Here is a 25,871-nt window from a genome sequence, read left to right as displayed (position 1 = left end):
AGTAGTAACATAGGTTATGGAAGGGCAATCCAATCGAATCATGGAGGCGGAGAGACATGGCGATTAGAGAGAAACAGGAAGAACAGGCGGGGCCGGCGGCAGAACAGGAAGTAGGCCGGCTTGTCGCCAAGGCGGTACGGGCACAGCAGGCATTCATGCGGCTCGACCAAGCGCAGGTGGACGCGATCGTGCAGGCGATGGCCCTTGCGGGACTCGAGCAGCACATGAAGCTTGCGAAGATGGCTGTCGAGGAAACCGGACGCGGCGTCTACGAAGACAAGATTACGAAGAATTTGTTCGCGACCGAGTCCATCTACCACAGCATCAAGTACGACAAGACGGTGGGCGTCATTGAGGAAAACCCTTATGAGAATTACCGCAAGGTAGCCGAGCCGGTAGGCGTCATCGCAGGGGTAACGCCGGTCACCAACCCGACCTCCACCACCATGTTCAAATCCCTGATCGCCATGAAGACCCGCAATCCGATTATCTTCGCATTCCATCCGTCCGCGCAGAAATGCAGTAGGGCTGCCGCCCGCGTGGTGATGGAAGCCGCCGTGAAGGCGGGCGCACCCGAAGGATGCATCCAGTGGATCGAGCACCCTTCCGTGGAAGCGACGGGGCTGCTCATGAACCACCCGGATGTGGCGCTGGTGCTGGCCACCGGCGGCTCCTCGATGGTCAAGGCGGCTTACAGCACCGGGAAGCCTGCGCTCGGCGTAGGCCCCGGCAACGTGCCGTGCTTCATCGAGAAGAGCGCCGATCTCAAGCAGGCCGTCACGGATCTGATCCTGTCCAAGACGTTCGACAACGGCATGATCTGCGCTTCCGAGCAGGCAGTGATTATAGAAGAAGACATTTATGCGGAAGTACGCCGGCTTATGCTTGGATTCGGCTGCTACTTCTTGAATGGCGAAGAGACCGAAGCGGTATCGAAGCTCGTCATCAACAGTGACAAGTGTGCGGTGAATGCGGTGATCGTCGGCCAGCCGGCTGCGAAGATCGCCCAGATGGCCGGCATCAACGTACCGGCCGACACGAAGCTCCTGGTCGCCGAGCTGCAGGGTGTAGGCCCGGCCTTCCCGCTCTCCGCGGAGAAGCTCAGCCCCGTGCTGGCGTGCTACAAGGTGAAGAACGCCGCGCAAGGCATTCAGCGCGCCGCAGAGGTAACCGCCTTCGGCGGGATGGGCCACTCCTCCGTCATTCATTCGAAGAATGATGCGGTGATCGCAGAGTTCGCTGCCACGCTGAAGACCGGCCGCGTCATCGTGAACTCGCCGTCCACCCACGGGGCGATCGGCGACATTTACAATACGAACCTGCCCTCCCTGACGCTCGGATGCGGCTCCTACGGCCACAACTCGACCACTTCGAACGTGACGGCGGTCAACCTGATCAACGTGAAGCGGGTCGCCTACCGCACGGTCAATATGCAGTGGTTCAAGATCCCGCCGAAGGTGTACTTCGAGAAGGGCGCGACCCAGTACCTGGAGAAAATGCCGGACATCTCCCGCATCCTGATCGTCACCGACCCGATGATGGTGAAGCTCGGCTACGTGGAGCGGGTGGAGCACTACCTGCGCAAGCGCCAGACGCCTGTGGCCGTTGAAGTGTTCTGCGACGTCGAGCCGGATCCCTCGGTCGACACTGTCGAGCGCGGCACGGATCTCATGGAGCGCTTCCAGCCGGACTGCATCATTGCCCTCGGCGGCGGCTCCCCGATGGACGCGGCGAAGGCCATGTGGCTCTTCTACGAATATCCGGAGACGAGCTTCCAGTCCTTGAAGATGAAGTTCATGGACATCCGCAAGCGGGTGTACAAATACCCGCGGCTCGGCCGCAAGGCGAAGTTCGTGGCGATTCCGACGACCTCGGGTACGGGCTCGGAGGTCACCTCCTTCGCGGTCATCACCGACAAGAAGCAGGGACAGACGAAGTACCCGCTGGCCGACTACGAGCTCACGCCGGATGTGGCGATCATCGACCCGGACTATGTGTACTCCCTGCCGAAGACGGCGGTGGCCGATACGGGGATGGACGTACTGACCCACGCGATTGAGGCGTACGTCTCGGTGATGGCGAACGACTATACGGACGGTCTGGCGATGAAGGCGATCCAGCTCGTGTTCCATAACCTCGAGAAGTCTTATGCAACAGCAGATCCGGTAGCCCGTGAGAAAATGCACAACGCTTCAACGATCGCCGGGATGGCTTTTGCCAACGCGTTCCTCGGGATCAACCATTCCCTGGCGCACAAGTGGGGCGGCGAGTTCCATACGGCGCACGGCCGCACTAACGCGATCCTGATGCCGCACGTGATTCGCTACAATGCCGGCAAGCCGACGAAGTTCGCATCCTTCCCGAAATACGACCACTTCGTCGCCGATGAGCGGTACGCCGAGATTGCGCGCATGCTGGGGCTGCCGGCCCGCACGACGGAAGAAGGGGTGAACAGCCTCGTCGAGGCGGTGCGCAAGCTGGGGCAGGCGGTAGGCATTCCAGCCTCGTTCTCCGAGCTCGGCATCGACCCGCAGGTATTCGAGAACCGGGTGGAAGAGCTTGCCGACCGCGCCTTCGAGGACCAGTGCACGACAGCCAATCCGCGGATGCCGCTGGTGAGCGAGCTGGCGGACGTGTACCGCAAGGCATTCTACGGCCGGTTCGAGTAAGAACAGGAAGCAAGCCTGATAAGATACAGAGCATTGACACGACCTGCTATAGATAGAAAAGCACGGCAATCATTCAAAAGCCAGCAGCACAAGACAGTAGATCGGCAGGGGCTGCTTCCGGGCAAAGATGAGCGTCGGCCCGGGCAGTCCCGCTTTCTTTTTTACAACACGATACATCCCGCTCAAGGCGGCAATCAGCACGCTTACTCTTGAATATCCCACAGGGCCCTGTCCTGTGTCCGACTATAGAAGGGGATGCGAGTCCCCTGGAATATATGTATATTTCAGTAAACTTGTATTAAATTACCGATCCAGGCCGGCGGGCCTGGCATTCCTATCAAGGCAAGCCGGAGGAGGCAGCATTTCCATGAACAATAGCACTACTGCACGTGAACGTCTGATCGTGATCGGCAACGGCATGGCCGGCATCAATACCGTCGAACAGATCCTGAAGCTGAATCCCCAGCGCTATGAGATTACGGTCTTCGGCAGCGAGCCGTACCCGAACTATAACCGGATTCAGCTGTCCTATGTCCTGGAGAAAAGCAAATCGATCGACGAAATCATCCTGAATTCTTGGGAATGGTACCGAGAGAACGGCATTGACCTGCGGACGGGCACGACGGTAACGAAGATCGATACCGAAGGCCGCACGGTCCACACCGGGGACGGAACCGCGGTTCCTTACGACAAGGTGATCATCGCTACCGGCTCCAAGCCGCTGATGCTGCCGCTCCCGGGCGCCGACAAGGAGGGCATCGTCGGCTTCCGCGACATCGCCGACTGTGAGACGATGCTGCACGCGGCGAACCTGTACCGCAAGGCCGCCGTCATCGGCGGCGGGCTGCTCGGCCTCGAGGCGGCCAAGGGCTTGCTGAAGCTCGGCATGGACGTGACTGTCGTGCACTTGGTCGAGGAGCTCATGGAGCGCCAGCTCGACAGGACCGCCTCGCTTATGCTGCAGGCGGAGCTCGAGAGCCAGGGGCTGAAGTTCGCCACCGGCCGGCAGACCGCCGAATTCCTCGGCGGCAACCGGGTCACGGGCCTGCGCTTCAGCGACGGCACGACGCTCGAAGCCGAGTTCGTCGTCATGGCGGCGGGCATCCGGCCGAACGCGGAGGTGGGCCGGACGAGCGGCCTGACCGTGAACCGCGGCATTGTCGTGGACGACTACATGCGCACTTCCGCGCCGGACGTGTATGCGGTAGGCGAGTGCGGCGAGCACCGCGGCGTCTGCTACGGGCTAGTCGCCCCGCTCTTCGAGCAGGGAGCGGTCCTAGCGAAGCATCTGTGCGGCGTGGAGACGAAGCCGTATGAGGGCTCCGTCGTCTCGACCCAGCTCAAGATCTCAGGCGTCGACGTGTTCTCGGCAGGCGAGTTCATGGATGCGCCGGACCTGAGTGTCGTCCGGATGCACGACGAATGGCACCGCATCTACAAGAAGGTGCTGCTGCGCGGCGGCCGGATCGTCGGCGGCGTGCTCGTCGGTGACGGCAAGCAGGCGGCTCGCCTCCAGCAGTGGATCCGCACGGGCACGGTCATGACCGAAGAGATCCATGCGGCGATCATGGGCACTGCGGCTGCAGAGACGGGCAGCAGCGTCGCGGATCTGCGGGACGAGGAGATCGTCTGCGGCTGCAATGGCGTGACGAAGAAGCACATTGTCGATGCCATTCACGACAAGGGGCTTACGACGGTCGATGAGATCAAAGCCTGCACCGGGGCATCGCGCTCGTGCGGCGGCTGCCGGCCGGTGGTCGAGCAGATTCTGAAGTACACGCTCGGGGACAAGTACGATTCTGCGGCCGCCAAGAAGGAAGGCATCTGCGGCTGTACGAAGCTGACCCGGGATGAAGTCGTGGCCGGCATCCATGAGAAGGGGCTCCTCACCTCGAAGGAAGTCATGCATGTCCTCGGCTGGGAGAACCCGGAGGGCTGCTCGAAGTGCCGTCCCGCGCTGAACTATTACCTCGGCATGATCTGGCCGGCGGAGCACCAGGACGAGAAGGATTCGCGCTTCGTCAACGAGCGGATGCATGCGAACATCCAGAAGGACGGCACTTTCGGCGTCGTCCCCCGGATGTACGGCGGCGTGACGACGCCAGAGGACCTGCGCCTCATCGCCGATGTGGCCGTGAAGTACAACGTGAAGCTGGTCAAGGTGACCGGCGGACAGCGGCTCGACTTGCTCGGCGTGAGCAAGGAAGATCTGCCGCAGATCTGGCAGGACCTCGGCATGCCGTCGGGCTATGCTTACGCCAAGGCGCTGCGCACCGTTAAGACATGCGTCGGCAGCCAGTTCTGCCGCTTCGGCACGAAGGATTCGATGGGCATGGGCATCCTGCTCGAGAAAAAATTCGAGCGGCTCGATATGCCGGCGAAGTTCAAGCTGGCCGTGAATGGCTGCCCGCGCAACTGCGCCGAATCGTCCACGAAGGATATCGGGATTGTCGGCAACGAAGGCGCCTGGGAGATCTATGTGGGCGGCAACGGGGGCATCAAGCCGCGTCTGGCGGATCTGCTCTGCAAGGTGAAGACGGATGAAGAACTGATCGAGATCGTCGCCGCCTTCATGCAGCATTACCGGGAGACGGGCAAGTATCTGGAGCGGACCTCGGACTGGATCGAGAGGGTCGGCCTGCCGTCGGTGGCCGCTGCGGTAGTGGAAGATACGGAGAACCGCCAAGCGCTGGCCGGCCGGATGGAGACGGCGCTCAGCCAGGTGAAGGAGCCTTGGAAGGACGTGCTCGACAACCCGGTGCTCCGCCGGCGGCTCTACAGCGAGATTCAAGTGGAATCCGGGTTCGCGGTCCCTGTGGAAATCAAGTAGAGCAGAACGAAGCAGAACGAAGTAGAGCGCGCAGAACCAAGCAAGTATACGTCAGAGAGGAGAAGATGACCATGGACACAAAGCAGCTGACGTATGTCGGCATCGGCAGGCTGGAGGATTTCGAGGAGCGCATTGGCAGAGTCGTACGGATCGGCGGCGAAGAGATTGCCGTCTTCCGGACGACGGAGGGCAGGATCTTCGCTCTCGAGAATCGAAGCCCCGGCCCGCGCGGCGGGACGCTCGCGGACGGGATCGTGTCGGGAGCCGTTCTGTTCGATCCGATCTGCGACTGGCGGATCGGGCTGGCGGACGGGGTCGTGCTTGCACCGGATACCGGACAGGTGCGCACGTATCCGGTGCAGATCGAAGACGGCGAAGTGCGGATCGGGCGGAACCCTGCGTAACAAATCCGATAACTGGAGAGAGAGGTAATCAGCGATGCTAACGGGACTGATTCTGGCGGGCGGCGAGAGCAAACGGATGAACGGTGCGAACAAAAGCATGCTGAAGTTCGAATACGAAACGCTTCTGCAGCGGCAGGTCCGCCTCATGAGGACGGTCTGCAGCGAGCTGATTATCGTAACGAACGATCCACGGGCTTACCTGCGCCAAGTGGACGAATCGGTGCGGATCATCACCGATTATATTCCGCACAAGGGCCCGCTCAGCGGCCTGCATGCGGGCTTGACGCTGGCCCGCGGCGGACAGGTCTGGGCTGTCGGCTGCGGTATGCCGTTTCTTTCCCCCGAAGCGGCAGCCCTGCTGCTGGAGCATAAGCAGAGCGGGGCCGAAGCGGCGCTGCCGAGGATAGGGAACAGGATCCACCCGCTGCACGGCATCTATGACCGTGCTTGCGGGAGAAGGATCGGGGAGCTGCTGCAAGCCGGCGAAGAGCGGCCGGATCACCTTCACCGGGTGCTGAACACCGCGCTGGTGGAGGAGGAGGTGTTCCGCAGGCAGGGGATAAGCAGCTCCTTTGTCTTCGAGATCAAGTCGGAAGAGGATTACACGGCGGCCGCCGAAATTCTGGAGGGACGATCGGCGCTGTCCGGCTGACCCGCCCGCGGCCTGCGGAGCTGCGGGGGAAGGAGCAGACGGGCAGGGCAATGTTCCAACCCAGTCTGGCGCGGAATGGCATCAGGGGAGTTGGGGGACGCTAGAGGATATCCTGGAGCAGAACCCCGGCGGTTCTGCCATGAACGGAACATCCAGAGAAGAGAGGAGCTGTGGCAGAATGGGCTCAGCCACCCGTATCGCCCCTGGTGTCATGGAACACCTTCAGCACAAAATCCAGCCCATCCCCACGCCGGAAGGAGCCATTTACCTGGTAGGGCCGATCACCCTGCCGGTCAGCTTGTATGAGGAGACGGTCGTCTTCCAGTGGTACTGCTGGCTTAACTGCAAGGAAGTCGAGGCCGAACCGGAACGCATCGTAGCCAAGCTGTCATCGATCAATCTGGCCGAGCTGCAGCAATCCAGCGTGCTGGTGCACGGCGACTTCCGGGGGGCGGGCGAAGCGCTGATCCGGCTGCACTCCATCTGCCACACCGGCGATATCTTCGGGAGCAAACGGTGCGACTGCGGCTTTCAATTGAAGCGTTCCATGAAGATGATTGCGGATCACGGCAGCGGGGCCTTGTTTTATTTGGCAAACCATGAAGGAAGAGGGATCGGGTTGTTCTCCAAAGCTCTCGCTTACATTCTTCAGGAGAACGGATACGATACGGTGGATGCGAACCTGCAGCTCGGCTTCGTCGACGACGCACGCGACTACAGGGATGCCGTCTCTGTGCTGAAGGAGCTTCGCGACAAGCCGGTCACGGTCATTACGAACAATCCGAAGAAGGTCGATGCCCTGAAGTCATCCGGTATGGATGTCGCCGGCCGGGTGGAGCTGTGGGGAGATATGTCCCCGTTCAACGAGAATTATTTAAAAACCAAGGTAGCGCGGTCGGGGCATCTGGAAGAAGGATGCTGCGTTAACGATTAGCCGCGAGGCCGGGGTATACAGGGAATGCTTGGTCAGGCAGGACAGAATAAAGCAGGAGCCTCCGATGATCACTCACCGGAGGCTCCTGCTTATTTGATTTATATGAGAACAAAGTCTGTTATATGCTTAGGACTACATACGGCGCGCCGTGATATAGCGGTTCTTCCAGTAGCCCGAGTTCAAATCCGTGATAACCACATCGGCACTTGTCGTGTTGCTGATGAATTTGCCGCTGCCGACGTAGATGCCCACATGATCGATTCTGCCGGGGGTGCCTACGCTGAAGAAGACAAGGTCGCCGGCTCTCAAATTCGATTTGCTGACGTACGTACCGAGCTTCGCTTGGGCTCTGGAGCCCCATGGAATATCGATGCCGCGCTTCTTGAAGATAAACTGGGTGAACGAGGAGCAGTCAAAGATCAGGCGCGGTACGTCACGGGTGTTGAATTTATATTCTACATCTCCGATATACGATTTGGCGGTTGCCACGATCCGGGTGCCTGTCGTAGACGAGATGGCGGCCTCCGTACGGCTTGGCATGGCTGTTCCAACGCTGATGGTCGTAACCATGAGGGACATTGCCAGGGCAGATGCTTTCAGCAGTTTATTCATGTGTACCTCCATAAGTGTTAGTGTTGCACTCCGGCTTCGGAGGCAGGGCTATACTGTAGCATGTCCGGCAGGATAGTGTCCCTAGGGCATCGCTGGGCAGGCATCCATTCTCATCCAAGCGGCAGAATCGGCACAGAGTTTTCGGAGTAATTCTCTTTCTATAAGAAGTAGAGAACAAATATACGTAAAAATTAGAGAACAAATATACGCATTGTATCGGGAAGTATGGTATAATTGTAACAAACTGGAACACAAAACTTACTCGTTACGGGGGGGTTCGCTATTTGAAACGGCATACATCCAAGCCGTGCGTATTTATCGGTTCAGCCAGGGAGTCAATTGCAATCGCTTCCACGATTCATAAGGCACTAGCTCACTTCGCCCAGGTTTCACCGTGGTACGCAGGTACGTTTCATGCGATGAATTATACGATGGATGATTTGGAAGCCAAGCTGTCAGCGAGCGATTTTGCCGTGTTCGTCTTCTCGCCGGACGATTTGCTTCTCCACCGCGGAAAGCTGGTGCTCACCCCCCGTGACAACACCGTCTTTGAAATGGGCCTTTTTTGGGGCAAGCTAAGGCGGGGCAGGGTCTTTTTTGTGGTTCCAGAATACGTGGAAGTTGAATATCATAAGGAAAAGATTACCGAGTTCCATCTCCTGTCCGATCTGCAGGGACTGACGCTATTGCGGTATGAGGCCCGTACGGACGGCGACCTCCACGCGGCTGTCAGCGTAGCCTGTATGGAGATCGGAGCCGCGATTACGGCGATGGGCAAGGTCGAGGATGCTGAAGAAGCGCTGCATGAAGCCCGTACGGAACTGGAGCGCGACGAATCGCTGCATCATTTTTTTCTTCATTTCGTGAAGAATCTGATGAGGGAACCCGATAGGAAGTATGAGTTTCTCTACGACTCCCTCCGCAGCGCGTACCAGCCGATCGAAGGCTACCGTGTGGTGGGCGCCGCCGTCTGGAAAGCGCGGGGCACCGAGGGGCTCGAACAAGTGGCGGGCAACGTGGGAAGAGATAAGTTCTACCCATTTACGGTTAATGATAATAAGAAGGACAATGAAGCCAATATCGTGGTCGTCGACGCGTTCCTGAACGGTCTGGAGAAGGTGGTCCTGCTATCGGAGCGCGTTGTCAAAACTTACTTGCTGTGCTATCCTGTAGGAAAGGATCTGATGCTTGTCCTTCACGTGTCCGGCAAACGAACCATGTCATCGGAAGATTACGAAGCGCAGCTGCAAGTCAACCACAAGCTGATCAGCACCATAAACCACCTTTTTGGAGGCGAGTCTTCATGAGCAGACAGGTCGATAAACCGGGGGCACGGCGTCCCAATTCCGCCGAGTTGTCTGATGCCGGGACATCGACAAAAAAGAACAAAAAAGTAATCGCCCTCACATCGGAAGGCAAAGAAGTGGAAGGTGTTGTCGTATTTGAACGCAAGGCGAATTACGATAAGCCTTCGTTTGCTTAGCGGCTGCCCCTATTTCGTAACCGAACTTATTACTCTTATACCACTTGATTGAGCAGGCAGCGGGATGATCCCGCGCCTGCTTTTTTGTGTTCGGCGGCGGCGGGGGCGCCGTATGAATCCGCGCAGGGCGGCATACATATAGGGCAAGGAATCGGTGGCGCAGCGATGGACCGCACTCCGGCCTGCCGGAAGCAATCCTGCCTGGGCCGGCAGGGGGATTGGAGCATGCTTATCATGGAAAGCGGGTGAGCGTCATGAAAGAGAGCCATGAGGCACCCGTCACGATCGGTGAGGGAATGCTGACCCTCGCGGAGGTAGAGCGGGCAGCCCGCGGCCGTGCAGTTGTACGGATCGACAGAAGCTGTCTCCTCCGCATGACCGCTTCGCGGACTTATGTGCAAAGGCTGCTCGAAGAGCAGCGGGTCGTCTACGGGCTGACAACCGGGTTCGGCAAATTCAGCGATACAGCCATCTCCCGCGACGACGTCCGGCGGCTGCAGCTGAATCTGATCCGCAGCCATGCCTGCGGCGTTGGCGCATCACTGCCTGAGGATATCGTGCGGGCGGTGATGCTGCTGCGCATCCGGGCCCTGGCCTTCGGCTGGTCGGGCATCCGCCCGTGCGTCGTGGAGCTGCTGGCCGGGCTGCTTAACCGCCGGGTGACGCCCGTCATCCCGGAGCAAGGCTCCCTGGGCGCCAGCGGCGATCTGGCGCCGCTCTCCCACCTGGCGCTCGTGCTCGTCGGCGAAGGAGAAGCCTTCTTAGAGGGAGAGCGGATGCCCGGTGCCGAGGCGCTGGAGAAGGCCGGCCTGCAGCCGGTGGTGCTGGAGGCGAAGGAAGGGCTCGCGCTCATCAACGGGACCCAGGTGATGAGCGCGATCGGCGCGCTGGCCTGCCGGGATGCCCTGCGGCTGGCGGACCTCGCGGACTGCACGGCAGCGCTCACCTGCGAGGGGCTGCGCGCGGTCCGCGACGCCTTCGACGCGCTGACACACCGGCAGCGTCCCCACCGGGGGCAGCAGCGGTCTGCGGCGAATATCCGCCGCTTGACCGAAGGCTCGCGGCTCCTGACGGGGCCTGGGGAGCTGCGCGTGCAGGATGCCTATTCGCTGCGCTGCGCGCCTCAGGTGCACGGGGCGAGCCGCGACGGCCTCGCCTATATCGAGGGCGTACTCGAGACGGAGATCAACTCCGCCACGGACAATCCGCTGATCTTCCCGCTCGAGGACCGCGTGATCTCCGGGGGCAACTTCCACGGCCAGCCCGTGGCCCTGGCGATGGATCACTTGGCCCTCTGCGCGGCGGAGCTGGCGAGTATAGCCGAGCGGCGCATCGAGAGGCTGGTGAACCCGCATCTGAACGAAGGGCTGCCGCCGTTCCTCACCCACAAGGGAGGCCTGCAGTCCGGCTTCATGATCGCCCAGTACACGGCGGCGTCCCTCGTCTCCGAGAACAAGTCGCTGGCTCATCCGGCTAGCGTGGATTCGATCCCTTCCTCGGGGAACCAGGAGGATCATGTCAGCATGGGGACGATCGCGGCGCGGAAGGCCGCCCGCATCGTCAGCCACGGATTCGAGGTGCTGTCTATCGAGCTGCTATGCGCCGCTCAGGCAGCGGACTACCGGGGACCTGCAGGCCTGGCTCCCGGGACGAGATGGCTGTATGACCGCTGCCGTGAACGCGTGCCGTTCGTCGGGGATGACCGGGTGCTCGCCGGCGACTTCCGGGAGATCGCGGCCTGGCTGCGGAGTGTCGATGCGGCGGCGGAGCTGGGCTGGCCGGCGGAGGAGAAGGAGCCGGAGAAGGAAAAGGAGAGGGAGAAGGATCCGGGGAGCCGTCATCCGGAGAGCGCTTCAAGAGGCAATGCGGGAGATGAGAAGGGGGCTGTGGGCCGTGCTGCGGTGACGGCAGGAGGCACGCAGGCAGGCAGCTCCGTGCTAGGCGGAGGAAGTGAGCAGGCCCCGGCAGGAGCGGGGTGTGAGAGGGCGTGCGGCGGTCTGGCGGGCAGCCGGACAGCCGAGCCGAAGGGAGAGGAGGAGCGGCATGATGGAATCGCCGGAGAGCCGGATCGTCCGGGCGCCGCGGGGGACGCAGCTCAGCACGAAGGGCTGGGTCCAGGAAGCGGCGCTGCGGATGCTGATGAACAATCTGGACCCTGAGGTGGCGGAGCATCCCGAGGCACTGGTCGTCTACGGGGGGATCGGGCGGGCCGCACGGAACTGGGCGTGCTATGAAGCGATCGTGAAGAGCCTGCAGGCGCTCGAGGAGAACGAGACGCTGCTGATCCAGTCCGGCAAGCCGGTGGCGGTGTTCCGGACTCACCGGGATGCGCCGCGGGTGCTGCTGGCGAACTCCAATCTCGTGCCGGCCTGGGCGAACTGGGAGCACTTTCACGAGCTGGACCGCAAGGGGCTAATGATGTATGGCCAGATGACGGCTGGGAGCTGGATCTACATCGGCAGCCAGGGCATCGTGCAGGGCACGTACGAGACGTTCGCGGAATGCGCCAGGCAGCACTTCAGCGGCACGCTCCAGGGAACGATCACCGTGACCGCCGGACTCGGGGGCATGGGCGGCGCCCAGCCGCTTGCCGTCACGATGAACGGCGGCGTGCTGATCGGCATCGAGGCGGACCGGTCGCGGATCGAGCGGCGGATCGCAAGCCGCTACTGCGACGTTCTCTCCGAGACGCTGGAGGAGGCGCTGGCGCTGGCGCAGGAGGCGAAGGCTGGGGGGCGGGCGCTGTCGATCGGCCTCACCGGCAACGCGGCGGAAGTGCTGCCGCAGATGCTTGCGCGCGGCTTCGTGCCGGACATCGTCACGGACCAGACATCGGCGCACGATCCGCTGAACGGCTACCTGCCGGCAGGCCTTCAGCTGGAAGAAGCCGTCCGGCTCCGCGCGGAGCAGCCCCGGGAGCTGGTGCGCAGGGCGAAGGCCAGCATGGCCGTCCATGTGGAGGCGATGCTCGAGATGCAGCGCCGGGGGGCCGTGGCCTTCGATTACGGCAACAACATCCGGCAGGTGGCCTTGGACGAAGGAATCGCGGAGGCGTTCGCGATTCCCGGGTTCGTCCCAGCCTATATCCGGCCGCAGTTCTGCCTGGGGCGAGGCCCGTTCCGCTGGGCGGCGCTCTCGGGCGACCCGGAGGATATCCGCCGTACGGACGACGCAATCCTCCGGCTGTTCCCGGACAATGAGCCGCTGCACCGGTGGATCGGCATGGCCCGGACGAAGATTGCCTACCAGGGCCTGCCCTCGCGCATCTGCTGGCTCGGCTATGGCGAGCGGGCGCGGTTCGGGCAGCTCCTCAACGACATGGTCGCCTCAGGCGCGCTGTCCGCGCCGATCGTCATCGGCCGGGATCACCTCGATGCGGGCTCCGTCGCTTCGCCGAACCGGGAGACCGAAGCAATGCTCGACGGCAGCGACGCCGTGGCCGACTGGCCGATCCTGAATGCCCTGCTGAACACAGCGGCCGGTGCCAGCTGGGTGTCGCTGCATCACGGGGGAGGCGTGGGCATGGGCTATTCGATCCACGCAGGCATGGTCGTGGTGGCAGACGGCACGCCGGAAGCGGCGGAGCGGCTCCAGCGCGTGCTGACGACCGACCCGGGGCTCGGCGTCGTCCGGCATGCGGATGCGGGATACATTCCTGCGGCGGAGGCCGCCGCGGCGCACGGTATCTCGATGCCGATGAAGGAGTAGGGACAACAAGGGAGAGGGAGAGTGGCTGCCATGCCAACCCGCATGGTATATATCCGCCGCGCGGCCCAAGTGGTGACGGCCGGCGGAGCAAGCCTCCGGCCGAAGCGGGGCGCGGAGATGTCGGAGCTTGGGGTGATCGAGGGCGGAAGCGTCATTACAAGGGATGACCGCATTCTCTTCGCCGGCCGGGATGAGGAGGCTCAGCGGGTGCTTGCGGCGCAGGAGGGCGGCACGGAGGTAGAGATCATCGAGGCGGAGGGGAAGCTCGTCACCCCCGGGCTTATCGATCCGCATACGCATGTCGTGTTCGCCGGCTCCCGCGAATTCGAGCTGCCGCTCCGCCTGCAAGGGGCGGCGTACATGGACATTCTGAACGCGGGAGGAGGCATCCTGCACACAACGGAGCAGACCAGGGCGGCGGATGAGGCGCAGCTGGCCGCCGAGACCGGCCGCAGGCTGGACCGCTTCCTGCTGCACGGGGTGACCACCGTCGAGGCCAAGAGCGGCTACGGCCTGCGCCTCGCGGATGAACTGAAGCAGCTGCGCACTGCCCGGAGTCTGAATAGGGTGCATGCGGTGGAGCTCGTGTCCACCTTCATGGGGGCGCATGCCGTGCCGCCGGAATTCAAGGGCGACCCGGAGGCGTATGTCCGACTCGTGATCGAAGAGATGATCCCGGCCGTTGCGGACGAGGGGCTCGCCGAATTCTGCGACGTGTTCTGCGAGGAGGGCGTCTTCACGCCCGAGCAGTCCCGGCGCATCCTGGAGGCCGGCCTCGCCCGGGGCCTGAAGCCGAAGCTGCACGCCGATGAGATCGTGCCGTACGGCGGCGCCGAGCTGGCGGCCTCCGTAGGCGCGGTGACGGCGGACCACCTGCTGCAGGCCTCCAGCGCGGGCATAGCCGCCATGGCGCAGCGCGGCGTCATCGCCGTGCTGCTGCCCGGCACGTCCTTCTTCCTCCGCAAGCCGCCGGCCCACGCGCGGGAGATGATCTCGGCGGGCGTGCCGGTGGCCCTCGCCACCGACCGCAATCCCGGCTCTTCGCCGACGGAGTCGCTGCCGCTCATCATGAATCTGGCCTGCCTTGGGATGGGCATGACCCCGGAGGAGGTGCTCGCCGCTTGTACGATCAATGCCGCGCATGCGGTCGGCAGGGCTTCCCGGATCGGCAGCATCGAAGCCGGCAAGCAGGCGGATCTCGTGCTCTTCGACGCGCCGAGCGTCACGTACCTCCAGTATCACTTCGGGGTGAATCTCGTGCATACGGTAATCAAGCGGGGCGTCCCCGTCGTGGCCGGCGGAAGGAGGACGGGGGCATGAAGGAACTGCGCGTACGGGCGGAGCGGATCCGGACGGCGATTGAGTCGCTCGGCTCCATCGGGCGCGGCGCCTCCGGCGGACTGGAGAGGACCGCCTTCTCGGCGGCCGATCTGGAGGGCCGGGAGTGGCTGAAGGCGGCGATGCGGGGGGCCGGGCTTGCCGTGCGCACCGACGAAGCGGCCAACATCTGGGGCCTGCGCCGCGGGGAGAGCCAGAAGCTGCCGCCGATCGCCTGCGGCTCGCATATCGACACGGTTCCCGGCGGGGGCCGGTATGACGGGGCGCTTGGCGTCATCCTGGCGCTGGAGGCGGCCCGGGTGCTGGCGGAGCAGGGCGTGAGCATGCGCCGGGGGCTCGAGGTCGTCTCGTTCAGCGCGGAGGAGCCGAACGGGTTCGGCCTCTCGACCTTCGGATCCCGCGCGGCAGCCGGGAAGCTGAAGCGCAGCGTGCTCGACGGCGTGAAGGACGACCGGGGCGTACTCTTGGCCGATGCGCTGAGGCAGGCCGGCGGAGATCCGCAGCGGTTCGAAGAGGCGCGGCTGGCCCCAGGGGACCTGGCGGCCTACCTCGAGGTACATATCGAGCAAGGGCGGCGGCTCGAGGAGCGGGGGGCTCCGATCGGCATTGTCACGGCGATTACCGGCATCTACCGGGTAGAGGTGACAGTGCTCGGGGAGGCGAATCACGCGGGAACCACGCTGATGCGCGACCGCAGGGACGCCCTGATGGCGGCCGCCGAGCTCATGCTGGCGTTCGAGGCGGCCTGCCGGGAAGCGCCGGCGGAGGAGACCGTCGGCACGATCGGCCGGATCGGCAGCTATCCGAATGCCGCCAACATCATCCCGGGGCGGGTCCAGCTGCACCTAGAGGTCCGGGGCGCCACCCAAGGGGACATGGGGGCCGTGCTCGAAGCCTGGCGCGAGAGGGCCCGCGGGGTGGAGACGCGCCGGGGTGTCCGGCTGCACTCTGCGGTGCTGCTCGACCAGCCTCCCGTTCCGATGGATGGGCTGGTCGCGGAAGTGTGCAGGGGGCAGGCACAGCGGCTCGGGTACGGTCATCTGTCCCTCGGCAGCATGGCAGGGCACGATGCGGCGCATATGGCGTCGCTGACCCGCTCGGGCATGCTCTTCGTGCCGAGCATCGGCGGACGCAGCCACTGCCCGGAGGAGGAGAGCCGGCTCTGCGATATCGAGAAGGCCGGCAATGTGCTGCTTCATGCGCTGCTGGCGCTGGACCGGAAGCTCTGAGAGAGGCGCACCCTCTCGTGATACCTGAGGGAATCCAGGGGGAGACAAGGAGGTGGGCTTCGTGCCCAAGCTGTATTCGGCTGGAGCGGTGTATATGGACGGTGCGTTCCGGGAAGGGGCTGCGTTTCTGGAGGAGAACGGAGTCATCCGGGAGACGGGACCGCTTGCCGCTCTGCTGCAGCGGTACCCCGGAGTGGAGCATGTCCGCTGGGAAGGCGGGGTGATCGTCCCCGGAACGGTCAATGCGCACAACCATTCGTTCCAGAGCCTGCTGCGCGGCATCGCCGTCGACAAGCCGTTCCTGCAGTGGCGCGACGAGGCGCTGTACCGGTATTCTCCGCTGCTCGACGAGGAGGCGGTCTATACGGGAGCGCTGCTCGCCTTCGGCGAGATGCTCCGGTACGGGGTGACGACGGTGTGCGATTTTTTCTACGTGCATAACGGGGGAACCGCGCTGGATGAGGCGGTGATCCGCGCGGCGCGGGATATCGGTATCCGGCTCGTCTTCGCGAGGACGATGTACGACTGGAGCGGAGCGCCCGCCGGGTACCGGGAGACGGTCGATGAAGCGGTGGACCGCACACGCCGGCTCGCGGTCAAGTACCAGGGCAGCGCCATGGTGGCGGTGCATCCGGCGCCCCATTCCCCCCACGCCGCATCGCCGGCCATGATCCGGGCGGGCCACCGGCTGGCGCAGGAGCTCGATACCCCGTTCCATATCCATGTCGCAGAGGAGATGTTCGAGGTGAAGGAGACCCTGAAGGATTATGGGCTCCGTCCCGTGCATTATCTGGATTCGCTCGGCGTAGTGGATTCGCGGATGATCGCGGTCCATCTCGTGTGGCTGGACGACTCGGAGGTGGAGCTTGCCGGACAGCGGCGCATTGCCCTGGCGTACTGCCCCTCCTCGAACATGTTCCTGGCCGACGGCATTACCCGGATCCCGGCGCTGCTGCGGCACGGCGTGCGGGTGGCGCTCGGCTCGGACGGCGCCTGCAGCAATAACCGCACCTCCGTCTACGAAGAGATGCGGATGTGCGCGCTGCTGCAGAAGGTAGCGAACCTGGACGGCACGTGCCTGACGGCCGGCGACGTCTACCGGATGGGGACCGCTGCGGGTGGCGAGGCGCTCGGACTGCCGGCCGGCGAGCTGGCCGCAGGGAAGTATGCGGATTTCGCCGTATTGAATCCGCGGGATCTCTCCCTGACGCCGCGCGGCGAGCTCCTCGCGAACATGGTGTATGCGATGCAGCCCAATGCGGTCACGCATGTGGTGGTAGGGGGCAGGATCGTCTACGGGCAGGGAGCTCTGCAGACCGTACCGGAGAAGGAGATCGTAAGGAGAGTCGACGCTTTGTTTGACGATTGGCGGGACCGGTTGGCTTCCCCGTAGGAAGATGAGGGGGCGGCTGGGTAGAGCAAATTCACCGTGCAGGAAGAGGGCCGACGGGTCCTCTTTCTGCTTTTACGTCCTCAGGAGCTGAAATGTCAAACGATTGACATTGCGAATTGTCGGAAGTTTGATGACGTTAAATCAATATTTTCCACTTTTGAAAGCAATATTGTCTCTTTCGGCTGTTCCATATCATGGATTATACTATACCTGTAAACGTTTACAAGTCGGAGGGCAGTCAGGATAAGCTGAGTGCTCCAAGAATTTCGTCCATGACTACATAGAACAGATTCGTGATAGCCTGCTTATGGAGGATATCTTGCGAGTGTAAGGAAACCGGTTTTTTTTTAACATCCAAAGGGGGTTGGGACGCAGGGGGAGAGCCATTGGAAGTCCGACGGTGGAACGTTTACGATGCAATGCCTATTCAAGGAGGGATATGGATTCATGGGTTCAGTGAAATCAATGATGAACAAAGCGGTTATGGGGCTCCTAAGCCTGGTCTTGCTGCTGACCACAGTGATCGGCCTGGCGCCGAGCAGAACGGAAGCGGCCGTAGCGAACGACTTCCAAGCATCGGTCATGGGACCGCTGGCGCAGGTTACGGATTGGAATGCTTTCAAGAACCAGCTGCGCACCTTGAAAAACAACGGGGTGTATGCGATTACAACCGACGTCTGGTGGGGCCTGGTCGAGAGTGCCGGCGACAACCAGTTCGATTGGAGCTACTATCAGACTTATGCAAGCGCTGTCCGTGAGGCGGGTCTGAAATGGGTGCCGATCCTCTCCACGCACAAGTGCGGCGGCAATGTCGGCGACGACTGCAACATCCCGCTTCCCGCTTGGCTGTGGAACAAGGGAGCCGCGGACGAGATGCAGTTCAAGAGCGAGACCGGCTTCGTGAACAATGAAGCCGTGTCCCCGTTCTGGAGCGGCATAGGCACGCAGTATGGCGAGCTGTATGCTTCCTTCGCCTCCTCTTTTGCCGGCTATAAGGATATCATTCCGAAGATCTACCTCAGCGGCGGCCCGTCCGGCGAGCTGCGCTATCCGTCTTACTACCCGGCTGCAGGCTGGAGCTATCCGTCCCGCGGCAAGTTCCAAGTGTATACCGACACGGCGAAGAAAGCGTTCCGCAGCGCAATGACCGCGAAGTACGGTTCGCTCAGCGGCATCAACAGCGCGTGGGGGACGAGCCTGACGAGCGTGGACCAGATCAGCCCTCCGACCGACGGCGACGGCTTCTACACGAGCGGCGGCTATAACTCCACCTACGGCAAAGACTTCCTGAAGTGGTATCAAGGCGTGCTCGAGAACCATCTGGGCGTCATCGGTACCGCGGCGCATCAGAAGTTCGACTCCGTCTTCGGCGTACCGATCGGTGCGAAGGTATCCGGCGTGCACTGGCAGATGAGCAATCCGGCGATGCCGCACAGCGCGGAGCAGGCGGCAGGCTACTACGATTACAACTCCCTCCTCCAGAAGTTCAAGGACACGAATCTCGACCTGACCTTCACATGCCTCGAGATGTTCGACAATGCGGCGGCGCCGAACTATTCGCAGCCGTCCACGCTGGTCGATACGGTCTCCTCGATCGCTAATGCCAAGGGTGTCCGCTTGAATGGCGAGAATGGGCTTCCGGCATCCGGCACGGGCTCCTTCGGCAAGATTCAGGAGAAGCTCACAAGGTTCGCGTACAACGGCTTCACGCTGCTGCGTCTGGCCAACGTCGTCAATGCGGACGGCTCGGCGACCGGTGAGATGGCGAACTTCAAGCAGTATGTCATTTCCCTTGCGAAGCCTGTCGATACGGGACATAACCTGGTGACGGTCTACTACAAAAAAGGCTTCGCCGCTCCTTACCTGCACTACCGTCCGGCCGGCGGCACATGGACGACCGCACCGGGCTTGAAGATGGCGGACTCGGAAGTGAGCGGTTATGCCAAGGCGACGGTGGATATCGGCTCGGCCACGCAGCTCGAAGCCGCCTTCAACGACGGCAATAACACGTGGGACAGCAACGCGACGAAGAACTATCTCTTCGGGGTAGGCACATTCACTTATAAGCCTGGAGCGAACGGCGCAGCAGGCACGATCACACAGGGTGCTCCGACGGGCGACGGCGGCACCAACTCGGTCACCGTGTATTATAAGAAAGGCTTCACAACGCCTTATATTCACTACCGTCCGGCCGGCGGCACATGGACCACGGCGCCCGGCGTGAAGATGGCGGACTCGGAAGTGAGCGGCTATGCCAAGGCGACGGTGGGTATCGGCTCGGCTACCCAGCTCGAAGCGGCTTTCAACGACGGCAATAATACGTGGGACAGCAACGCGCAGAAGAACTACCTGTTCGGGGTAGGCACGTTCACCTATACGCCGGGCGCGAACGGGGCAGCAGGCGCGATCACACCCGGCGCCCCTACGGGGGACGACGGTGGTGACGACGGCGGCGATGACGGAGGGATCACCACGCCTGTCGACTGGAGCACGCGCAGCATCTACTTCATCATGACGGACCGCTTCGTGAACGGCGACACCTCCAACGACAACTACGGCGGGTTCGCAGCGAACAAGAGCGATCCCTACAAGTGGCACGGCGGCGATTTTCAGGGGATACTCAATAACCTTGACTACATCAAGAACATGGGCTTCAACGCGATCTGGATTACCCCGGTGACGATGCAGAAGAGCGTCAATGCTTATCACGGTTATCATACGTATGATTTCTACGCCGTGGACGGCCATCTCGGCACCATGGATAAATTCAAGGAGCTCGTGAATACGGCACACGGCAAAGGCATTGCGGTCATGCTCGACGTGGTGGTGAACCATACGGGCGACTTCCAGCCGGGCAACGGCTATGCCAAAGCACCGTTCGACAAGGCGGATTGGTACCACCACAATGGGGAAATTACTTCGACCGACTACAACCAGAACAACCAATGGAAGATCGAAAACGGCGACGTAGCGGGTCTGGATGACCTCAATCAAGAGAATCCGGCCGTAGCGGCCGAGCTGGGCAACTGGATCAAGTGGCTGATCGCCCAGTCGGGCGTCGACGGCCTGCGTGTCGACACGGCGAAGCATGTGCCGAAGTCGTATCTCAAAAACTTTGATACGGCGGCGAACACCTTCACGATGGGGGAAATTTTCCACGGCGATCCGGCGAATGTCGGCGATTACAGCAACTATCTCGATGCGGTGCTCGACTTCCCGATGTACTACACGATCCGCGACGTATTCGGCAAGGACGGCTCTCCGACGCTGATCCGCGACCGTTATGCGAGCGATACGAAGTACCGCGATGCGAAGCTCAACGGTATCTTCCTCGATAACCATGACGTGAAGCGGTTCCTGAACGAGGCTTCGGGCAACCCGAGCAACCGCGCCGACAAGTGGCCGCAGCTCAAGGCGGCGCTCGGCTTCCTGCTCACTTCCCGCGGGATCCCCGTTGTGTACCAGGGCACGGAGCTTGGGTACAGCGGCGGCGACGATCCGGCGAACCGCGAAGACGTCGTACCGAACGCGAACAATGATCTCTACAAATATATCGCGAAGCTGAACACCGTACGTAATGCCCACCCGGCGCTGCAGAACGGCACCCAGAAGGAAAAGTGGGCCGACAGCACGGTCTACGGCTTCCAGCGCAGCAAGAACGGCGACGAGGTTCTCGTGCTCATCAACAACTCCTGGAGCAGCCAGACCCGTACGGTTGGCAGCCTGGATAACCTCGCGAGCGGCACAACCCTCCGCAACCAGCTCGGCACGGATTCCGTGACGGTAAGCAGCGGTTCGGTCTCCGTGACCCTTGGGCCGAAGGAAGTGAAGGTGCTGGCGAAGTAAGGTGCGCGGGAACTGAGGGGCGCCTGCCGGGCGCTCCTATGACAGTAAATGATATGCCGGCATGGAAGCGGACCCGTCTCCTTATGGAGGCGGGTTTTTGCTGTGGTCAGTATGATCATGATCAATACATTCTCATGCTGTATACAGGGGTATTCGGAGGAGGCCCCGACAGGACGGCTGGCTGGCAGCCGCCCACCCTCGAGGGTGACAGATGCTTTCTATTTCAATGCCGTACGTCCGGGTCGAGCGGCCGCAGGCTGCCGTGAATGCGCCGGAATTTCATAAAACTGAATATCCGCCAGGGCACTACGTAAGCGATAGCGATCAAATAGAATAACATGCCAAGTTCGACAGAATCGAGGCCCGATAAATAGCTGCGAAGTCCGAGCCGAAGACCGATTAACACGAGAATCACAGCGATGAAAGCGACGCTCTTCACGGGATAAATCTGGCCGTCTTCCCTTCGCTCATAGTTCGTGGTCAGGATCATCGGAATCGACATGAGGAGACCGCACAGGATGGACAGCAGAATTTCTTTCAGGGTCAAGTGAAGCTGCGGATTCAGGAATCCGGGGATCCCGATCAGGATAAAGAGCAGCGGGAGGAGCAGCTTCAGGCCGCGTCCCTTGACAGGGCGTGACATCGCCCGGGTTTTCCGCCATAGAACCAAACCCACCACTGCAATCATGATGAAGATGGAGTAATCCTTCATTAGAGGCTCATTCCTTTTCTAGAGGGTATGGGAACATGCCTGGGAAAGAATGGTTCCCTGATGATATTAAAGCATATTTTCGCGTCCTTCTGATACAAAATTTTATGGTTCGGCTTGCAGCTGGCACTTTTGAGCAGACAAGAAAAACGGCTGCCCCGGATTCCTCCGGAGCAGCCGCCCGTCTTCTTTTACCAAGTAATCGTGTAATTGCTTGCCGCCGCAGGAGCGGTCAGCGTGTTATTCGCGCCCGGCTCCCAGGTGGCCGTACCGGCGGAATTCTTGATCAGCGCCTTGAACTCGTAGTTACGGCCGGAACCGATGTAAGCGGTGCCTCTCCAGTCGGCGGTGGAGGAGTTGTAGGTGAGCTTCAGCGGATACACGCCGGTCGTCCAGCTGCCCATCTCCCAGCGGGAGCCCGTCACATAGACGGTGTCGCCGGAAGCGGCCGGTGCGCCCTTCACGATGAATGTGACGGGAACCGGCGTCATCGCGATGGCGTCGCGGAAGGAGCTCATGAGCGATGTGGCGTCACCGCTCGCGTTCACGAGGCTCGACATGCGCAGCAGCGTGAAGCCGGAGAAGTTATAGTTGAAGAGCATCTCCGCCAGGTTCTGGTACTGCGAAGCGTCGCCGATAGCCAGCGCGTTTTCGCCGTTGAGGCGGATGCCCTTCTGGTTCGCCAGATTCGCCACCTGGATGACCAGAGACTTGGGCGCGGAATAGTAAGGGGCGGTGTTCGCCTGGGCGTCGGTCATCTCGAGGCAGGTGAACGTCAAGTCGAGATTGGCGCTCTTGAACGCGTCGAGCAGCGTGCTGTAGTTATAATAGCCTGCCCCGTACTCGGCCGAATGCGGCATCGTAGGGGAATTCATCTGCCAGTGCACGCCGGAGACCTTCGCGCCGACCGGTACGCCGAAGACGGAATCAAAGCGGCTGTGGGCCTTGGCTCCGATGGCCTTCACGTGCTTCTCGAGCACGCTCTGGTACCAGGTGAGGAAGTCCTTCCCGTAGGTCGAATTGTAGCCGCTCGTGAAGAAGTTGTCGCCGTCGCTCGGCGGGTTCACGGCAGAGAACGAAGCGAGGGAGGTGCCCCAAGCGGTATTCAGTGCGCCGATGGTGCCGTATTTGGTCTGCATGGCGGTGCGGAAATCGGTCTTGGCGGATTCCGTATAAGCCTGCAGCTTGCCGCGGCCGGGATAGGACCAGCCGTCTGCCGTATTATAGGAAGGGTAGCGGAGCTCTCCCGCCGGTCCGCCGGACAGGTAGATCTTGGCGATGACATCCTTATAGCCGCTGAAGTTGGAGGCGAAGGAAGCATAGAGCTCGTCATACTGGGTGGCCGTGCCGCTCCACCAAGGAGAGAGGGTTTCCTTGTTGTAATAGCCGCTTTCGCTGCGGATCGCGAGCTGATCCTGTGTACCCTTGCTCCACAGCCAGTCGGGGAGCTTGATGTCACAGTCGTCGCCCACGTTGCCTCCGCACTGGTGGGTCGAGAGGATGGGTACCCACTTCAGGCCGGCGGCCCGGACAGTGTCGGCATAGGTTTTATAGTAGGACCAGTCGAAGACGTTGTCCCCGGCCTTCTCTACATCGCCCCACCAGACGTCCGTCGTGAGAGCGTATACATTATTGTTTTTCAAAGTAACGAGTTGATTGCGGAACGCGTTCCAATCCGTAATCTTCGTCAGCGGAGCCATCACATAAGTCTTGTAATCGCTGTTGATGCTGGAGGCTTCAGCAGATGGCAGCGGAGCGAGCAGACCGGCTCCGATGGCGAGGGATAAGAAGGCGGCTGAGCTCCGGCGGAGCAAGGATGAGGCTGCGAATGACGTGGTGATGCTTGTCAAATGATATTCCTCCTGACAACTTGGGTTTTGGCAGCGCTAGTATTGTTATGTTATGGTAGCGCTTGCATATCCTTATTATAAAGCAAGGGAGAGTTCGGTGAGAGTGGAAAATACGGGAGGAAAGAGTGGAATTTATTGACCATTATGGTGTAAGGGCTCATATTCTACTGCCTGCTGAGGCAGTATAGTCCTAGTAAACCATTCCGGAATCCTGGTGGTCCGCTCTGCGTGCGCCGGGTTAGAAAGGGTGCAAGGGCTTGGAAGCCATCTTTTCCCTGCTGGCGGGAATCCTGGTCGGCGTATTGTTCACATTCATCCGTCTGCCGCTGCCGGCGCCGGTCACCTTGGCCGGGGTCCTGGGCGTCGCGGGCGTATATCTCGGCGGCCGGATCGTCGGTCTGTTCCTGGGCAAGTAAGCGCCGCGCCGCGCGATTCAAGGGGCTATCTCCTGCAGCAGGGGATGGCTTTTTTGACGTACACTCTACAATTCCGTTTCAGATCTGACGATGAATGAGATGTGTGGATTGTAAAAGGAAGATTCAATCTGTCGAAACATACTACCCGGAAAGAGGAGAATCCTATGAATACCGCAGCTCATCATAATCCCCATTCGGATCAGAATGCCGTTCCGCGCGCTCTGAACGAAGTCGAAGGTGTATATTTACATCGGAACAAAATCATGGCCTGGCTGTTCGGAGGGCTCTTCGCCTTCAACGCGGTGACGGTCTTATTGCTGAAGGGCTGGGGTTTCTTGCCCCTTACCTTCTTGTTAGGTCTTACGAGCGCGGGGCTCTTTCTTACGGTCGTCAAGCGCAAAGGGCTGACGAAAGTGCCTTATGCCGTCGTCTTCTGTTTCCTGCTGCTCAATCTCATTTTGCTCAAGGCGGACTTTACACCGATGAACACGATGATCCTGGCGGCGTTTCTCTGTATTTATCCGTCGTACAGGTTCATTCTCACCTTCGGGGTACTGGCTCTCGTGGAGGCGAATGTATTAATAGCGGCAGGGGCGACGATGCCGGCGGGCAGCAGCCCGGTGCTGTTCAACATTCTGCTGGCCATCGGACTAATCCCGCTGGTGTTCATGTCGCTGCTCAGCCAGCGCTTGCTTCGCAGCATGCTCGTCCAGATGAAGGGGGCGGAGCAGGCCGGCGAGAAAACCCAAGCGATGTTCGATAAAGTGAAACAGGCCATCGTCATCCTGGGCGAGTTCAATAAGGATCTGCAGGAGAACAGCATGAGAACCGGCCAGATTACACGCGAAGTGTCGATCGGGTTCGGCGAGATCATGAAGGGCGTCGAAACGCAGGCTGCCAGCGTCTCCGATATTTCGGACCAGCTCAGCGGCTCGCATGCGGATATTGCGGTAGTAGCGGAGAGTACGAACGGGATGAAAGCCATCTCCCATCAGACCGCGTCCGTGACAGCGGGCGGTACGGAGCAGGTGCACGATATGGCGGTGCGCATCGGGGAAGTGGAGCAGATTATGGATACCATCGTGGATTCCATGGACAAGCTCAATGCGCAGAACACGTCGATCGGGACAATCCTCTCCTCGATCACGGAGATTGCGAACCAGACGAATCTCCTGGCGCTCAATGCGTCGATCGAAGCGGCACGGGCGGGCGAGCAAGGCCGCGGTTTTGCCGTAGTGGCCAATGAGGTGAAGAAGCTGGCGGAGAGCTCGCAGAAGTCGGCAGAAGAAATCGCCGGCATTCTCGGCAGCATCCAAGGCTCCTTCTCCTCGCTGACCGGCCAGGTGGCCCAAGGTAAGCAGGCGCTGGGCACGAGCAAGGAGTCCGCCAAGAAGTCGGAATCGGTCTTCTCGCAGATTGCGGACTTCACGAAGCAGGTCGTCCGCCAGGCGGCGGAGGTTGAGGAGAAGACACGGAAGATCAAGTCGTCGTCCGACCACATCGTGCAGGAAGTAAGCTCCATTGCCGCCGTAACGGAAGAATCCACAGCGGCATTCGAACAGATCGCGGCCAGTGTTGAGAATCAGAAGGAAATGGTGGACCGTACGGCTGCCAGCTTCCGTCAGCTCGAGACGCTGATCAGTGAGCTGAACTCCATGGTGAACGAGAACGAGTAATATCGGATTTATGTAGTGGTATAGGAACATCCGGGAAGGCCGGAGGAGCGCCAAGCTTCTCCGGTTTTACGCGCGTCGTCCTTGAAAGGACGGCGAAGCCGTTTATCTCGGTTTTTCCTCAT

At 61.1% G+C, this 25,871-nt stretch carries 19 protein-coding genes; 15 read left to right on the top strand and 4 right to left on the bottom strand.

Annotated elements, in window-relative coordinates:
• Positions 1 to 56 precede the first annotated feature (56 nt).
• The gene (adhE, locus tag O9H32_RS01675) at positions 57 to 2,669 is read left to right on the top strand and encodes a bifunctional acetaldehyde-CoA/alcohol dehydrogenase (protein WP_269863984.1); all 2,613 of its coding nucleotides are present in this window, start codon (positions 57 to 59) and stop codon (positions 2,667 to 2,669) included.
• Positions 2,670 to 2,738: 69 nt separating this feature from the next.
• Here adhE and O9H32_RS01670 read toward each other — a convergent pair whose 3' ends face one another.
• Positions 2,739 to 2,891 (bottom strand): hypothetical protein, encoded by a 153-nt coding sequence (locus tag O9H32_RS01670; protein ID WP_269863983.1) that lies wholly within the window; start codon positions 2,889 to 2,891, stop codon positions 2,739 to 2,741.
• A 145-nt stretch (positions 2,892 to 3,036) separates the two neighbouring features.
• Between O9H32_RS01670 and nirB the strand changes: the two genes are divergently transcribed.
• From nirB to O9H32_RS01650, 4 genes are all read left to right on the top strand, one after another.
• Positions 3,037 to 5,499, top strand: a complete 2,463-nt coding sequence (gene nirB / locus O9H32_RS01665) for a nitrite reductase large subunit NirB (RefSeq protein WP_269863982.1) — start codon at positions 3,037 to 3,039, stop codon at positions 5,497 to 5,499.
• Between the two features lie 71 nt (positions 5,500 to 5,570).
• Positions 5,571 to 5,903, top strand: a complete 333-nt coding sequence (locus tag O9H32_RS01660) for a nitrite reductase (NAD(P)H) small subunit (protein ID WP_269863981.1) — start codon at positions 5,571 to 5,573, stop codon at positions 5,901 to 5,903.
• Between the two features lie 34 nt (positions 5,904 to 5,937).
• A complete protein-coding gene (mobA, locus tag O9H32_RS01655) occupies positions 5,938 to 6,555 on the top strand; it encodes a molybdenum cofactor guanylyltransferase (RefSeq protein WP_269863980.1) in 618 nt (205 codons plus the stop codon).
• A gap of 178 nt (positions 6,556 to 6,733) precedes the next feature.
• The gene (locus O9H32_RS01650) at positions 6,734 to 7,489 is read left to right on the top strand and encodes a GTP cyclohydrolase II (RefSeq protein WP_269863979.1); all 756 of its coding nucleotides are present in this window, start codon (positions 6,734 to 6,736) and stop codon (positions 7,487 to 7,489) included.
• Between the two features lie 132 nt (positions 7,490 to 7,621).
• On the opposite strand, the gene O9H32_RS01645 is transcribed toward O9H32_RS01650, so the two are convergent.
• Entirely contained in the window at positions 7,622 to 8,101 is a 480-nt protein-coding gene (locus O9H32_RS01645) for a C40 family peptidase (protein WP_269863978.1), read from the bottom strand.
• A 284-nt stretch (positions 8,102 to 8,385) separates the two neighbouring features.
• On the opposite strand from O9H32_RS01645, the gene O9H32_RS01640 reads away from it, so the two are divergent.
• The 8 genes from O9H32_RS01640 (at position 8,386) to O9H32_RS01605 (ending at position 21,098) form a co-directional block, all read left to right on the top strand.
• Positions 8,386 to 9,408 carry a nucleotide-binding protein gene (locus O9H32_RS01640; protein ID WP_269863977.1) on the top strand — a complete coding sequence of 341 codons (1,023 nt, stop codon included), beginning with the start codon at positions 8,386 to 8,388 and terminating at the stop codon, positions 9,406 to 9,408.
• The gene (locus O9H32_RS01635; RefSeq protein ID WP_269863976.1) at positions 9,405 to 9,584 is read left to right on the top strand and encodes a hypothetical protein; all 180 of its coding nucleotides are present in this window, start codon (positions 9,405 to 9,407) and stop codon (positions 9,582 to 9,584) included. The genes O9H32_RS01640 and O9H32_RS01635 overlap by 4 nt, the downstream gene beginning before the upstream one ends.
• A 254-nt stretch (positions 9,585 to 9,838) precedes the next feature.
• Positions 9,839 to 11,743: a histidine ammonia-lyase gene (gene hutH, locus O9H32_RS01630; protein ID WP_269863975.1), complete on the top strand. Its 1,905-nt coding sequence runs from the start codon at positions 9,839 to 9,841 to the stop codon at positions 11,741 to 11,743.
• Positions 11,631 to 13,292: a urocanate hydratase gene (hutU, locus tag O9H32_RS01625; protein WP_269864308.1), complete on the top strand. Its 1,662-nt coding sequence runs from the start codon at positions 11,631 to 11,633 to the stop codon at positions 13,290 to 13,292. Before hutH ends, hutU begins: the two co-directional genes overlap by 113 nt.
• Positions 13,293 to 13,322: 30 nt before the next feature.
• Positions 13,323 to 14,612 carry an imidazolonepropionase gene (hutI, locus tag O9H32_RS01620; RefSeq protein ID WP_269863974.1) on the top strand — a complete coding sequence of 430 codons (1,290 nt, stop codon included), beginning with the start codon at positions 13,323 to 13,325 and terminating at the stop codon, positions 14,610 to 14,612.
• A complete protein-coding gene (locus O9H32_RS01615; RefSeq protein ID WP_269863973.1) occupies positions 14,609 to 15,859 on the top strand; it encodes a Zn-dependent hydrolase in 1,251 nt (416 codons plus the stop codon). The genes hutI and O9H32_RS01615 overlap by 4 nt, the downstream gene beginning before the upstream one ends.
• Before the next feature lie 61 nt (positions 15,860 to 15,920).
• A complete protein-coding gene (locus tag O9H32_RS01610) occupies positions 15,921 to 17,252 on the top strand; it encodes an amidohydrolase family protein (protein WP_269863972.1) in 1,332 nt (443 codons plus the stop codon).
• Positions 17,253 to 17,699: 447 nt separating this feature from the next.
• On the top strand, positions 17,700 to 21,098 hold the full coding sequence (locus O9H32_RS01605) for a family 14 glycosylhydrolase (protein WP_269863971.1): 3,399 nt from the start codon (positions 17,700 to 17,702) through the stop codon (positions 21,096 to 21,098).
• A gap of 223 nt (positions 21,099 to 21,321) precedes the next feature.
• On the opposite strand, the gene O9H32_RS01600 is transcribed toward O9H32_RS01605, so the two are convergent.
• Complete coding sequence (locus O9H32_RS01600) at positions 21,322 to 21,786, bottom strand: cytochrome c biogenesis protein CcdC (protein ID WP_269863969.1); 465 nt, start codon at positions 21,784 to 21,786, stop codon at positions 21,322 to 21,324.
• Positions 21,787 to 21,998: 212 nt separating this feature from the next.
• Positions 21,999 to 23,657 carry a family 14 glycosylhydrolase gene (locus tag O9H32_RS01595; RefSeq protein WP_406627239.1) on the bottom strand — a complete coding sequence of 553 codons (1,659 nt, stop codon included), beginning with the start codon at positions 23,655 to 23,657 and terminating at the stop codon, positions 21,999 to 22,001.
• Between the two features lie 257 nt (positions 23,658 to 23,914).
• On the opposite strand from O9H32_RS01595, the gene O9H32_RS01590 reads away from it, so the two are divergent.
• Together O9H32_RS01590 and O9H32_RS01585 are read left to right on the top strand one after the other, a co-directional pair.
• Positions 23,915 to 24,073, top strand: coding sequence for a XapX domain-containing protein (locus tag O9H32_RS01590; protein ID WP_269863968.1), 159 nt, complete (start codon positions 23,915 to 23,917; stop codon positions 24,071 to 24,073).
• A 164-nt stretch (positions 24,074 to 24,237) separates the two neighbouring features.
• Complete coding sequence (locus O9H32_RS01585) at positions 24,238 to 25,749, top strand: methyl-accepting chemotaxis protein (RefSeq protein ID WP_269863967.1); 1,512 nt, start codon at positions 24,238 to 24,240, stop codon at positions 25,747 to 25,749.
• Positions 25,750 to 25,871: the final 122 nt, after the last annotated feature.

The organism is Paenibacillus caseinilyticus (assembly GCF_027533645.1).
GTDB classification, from domain to species: domain Bacteria; phylum Bacillota; class Bacilli; order Paenibacillales; family NBRC-103111; genus Paenibacillus_G; species Paenibacillus_G caseinilyticus.
This window is presented reverse-complemented; position numbering and strand designations above follow the sequence as displayed.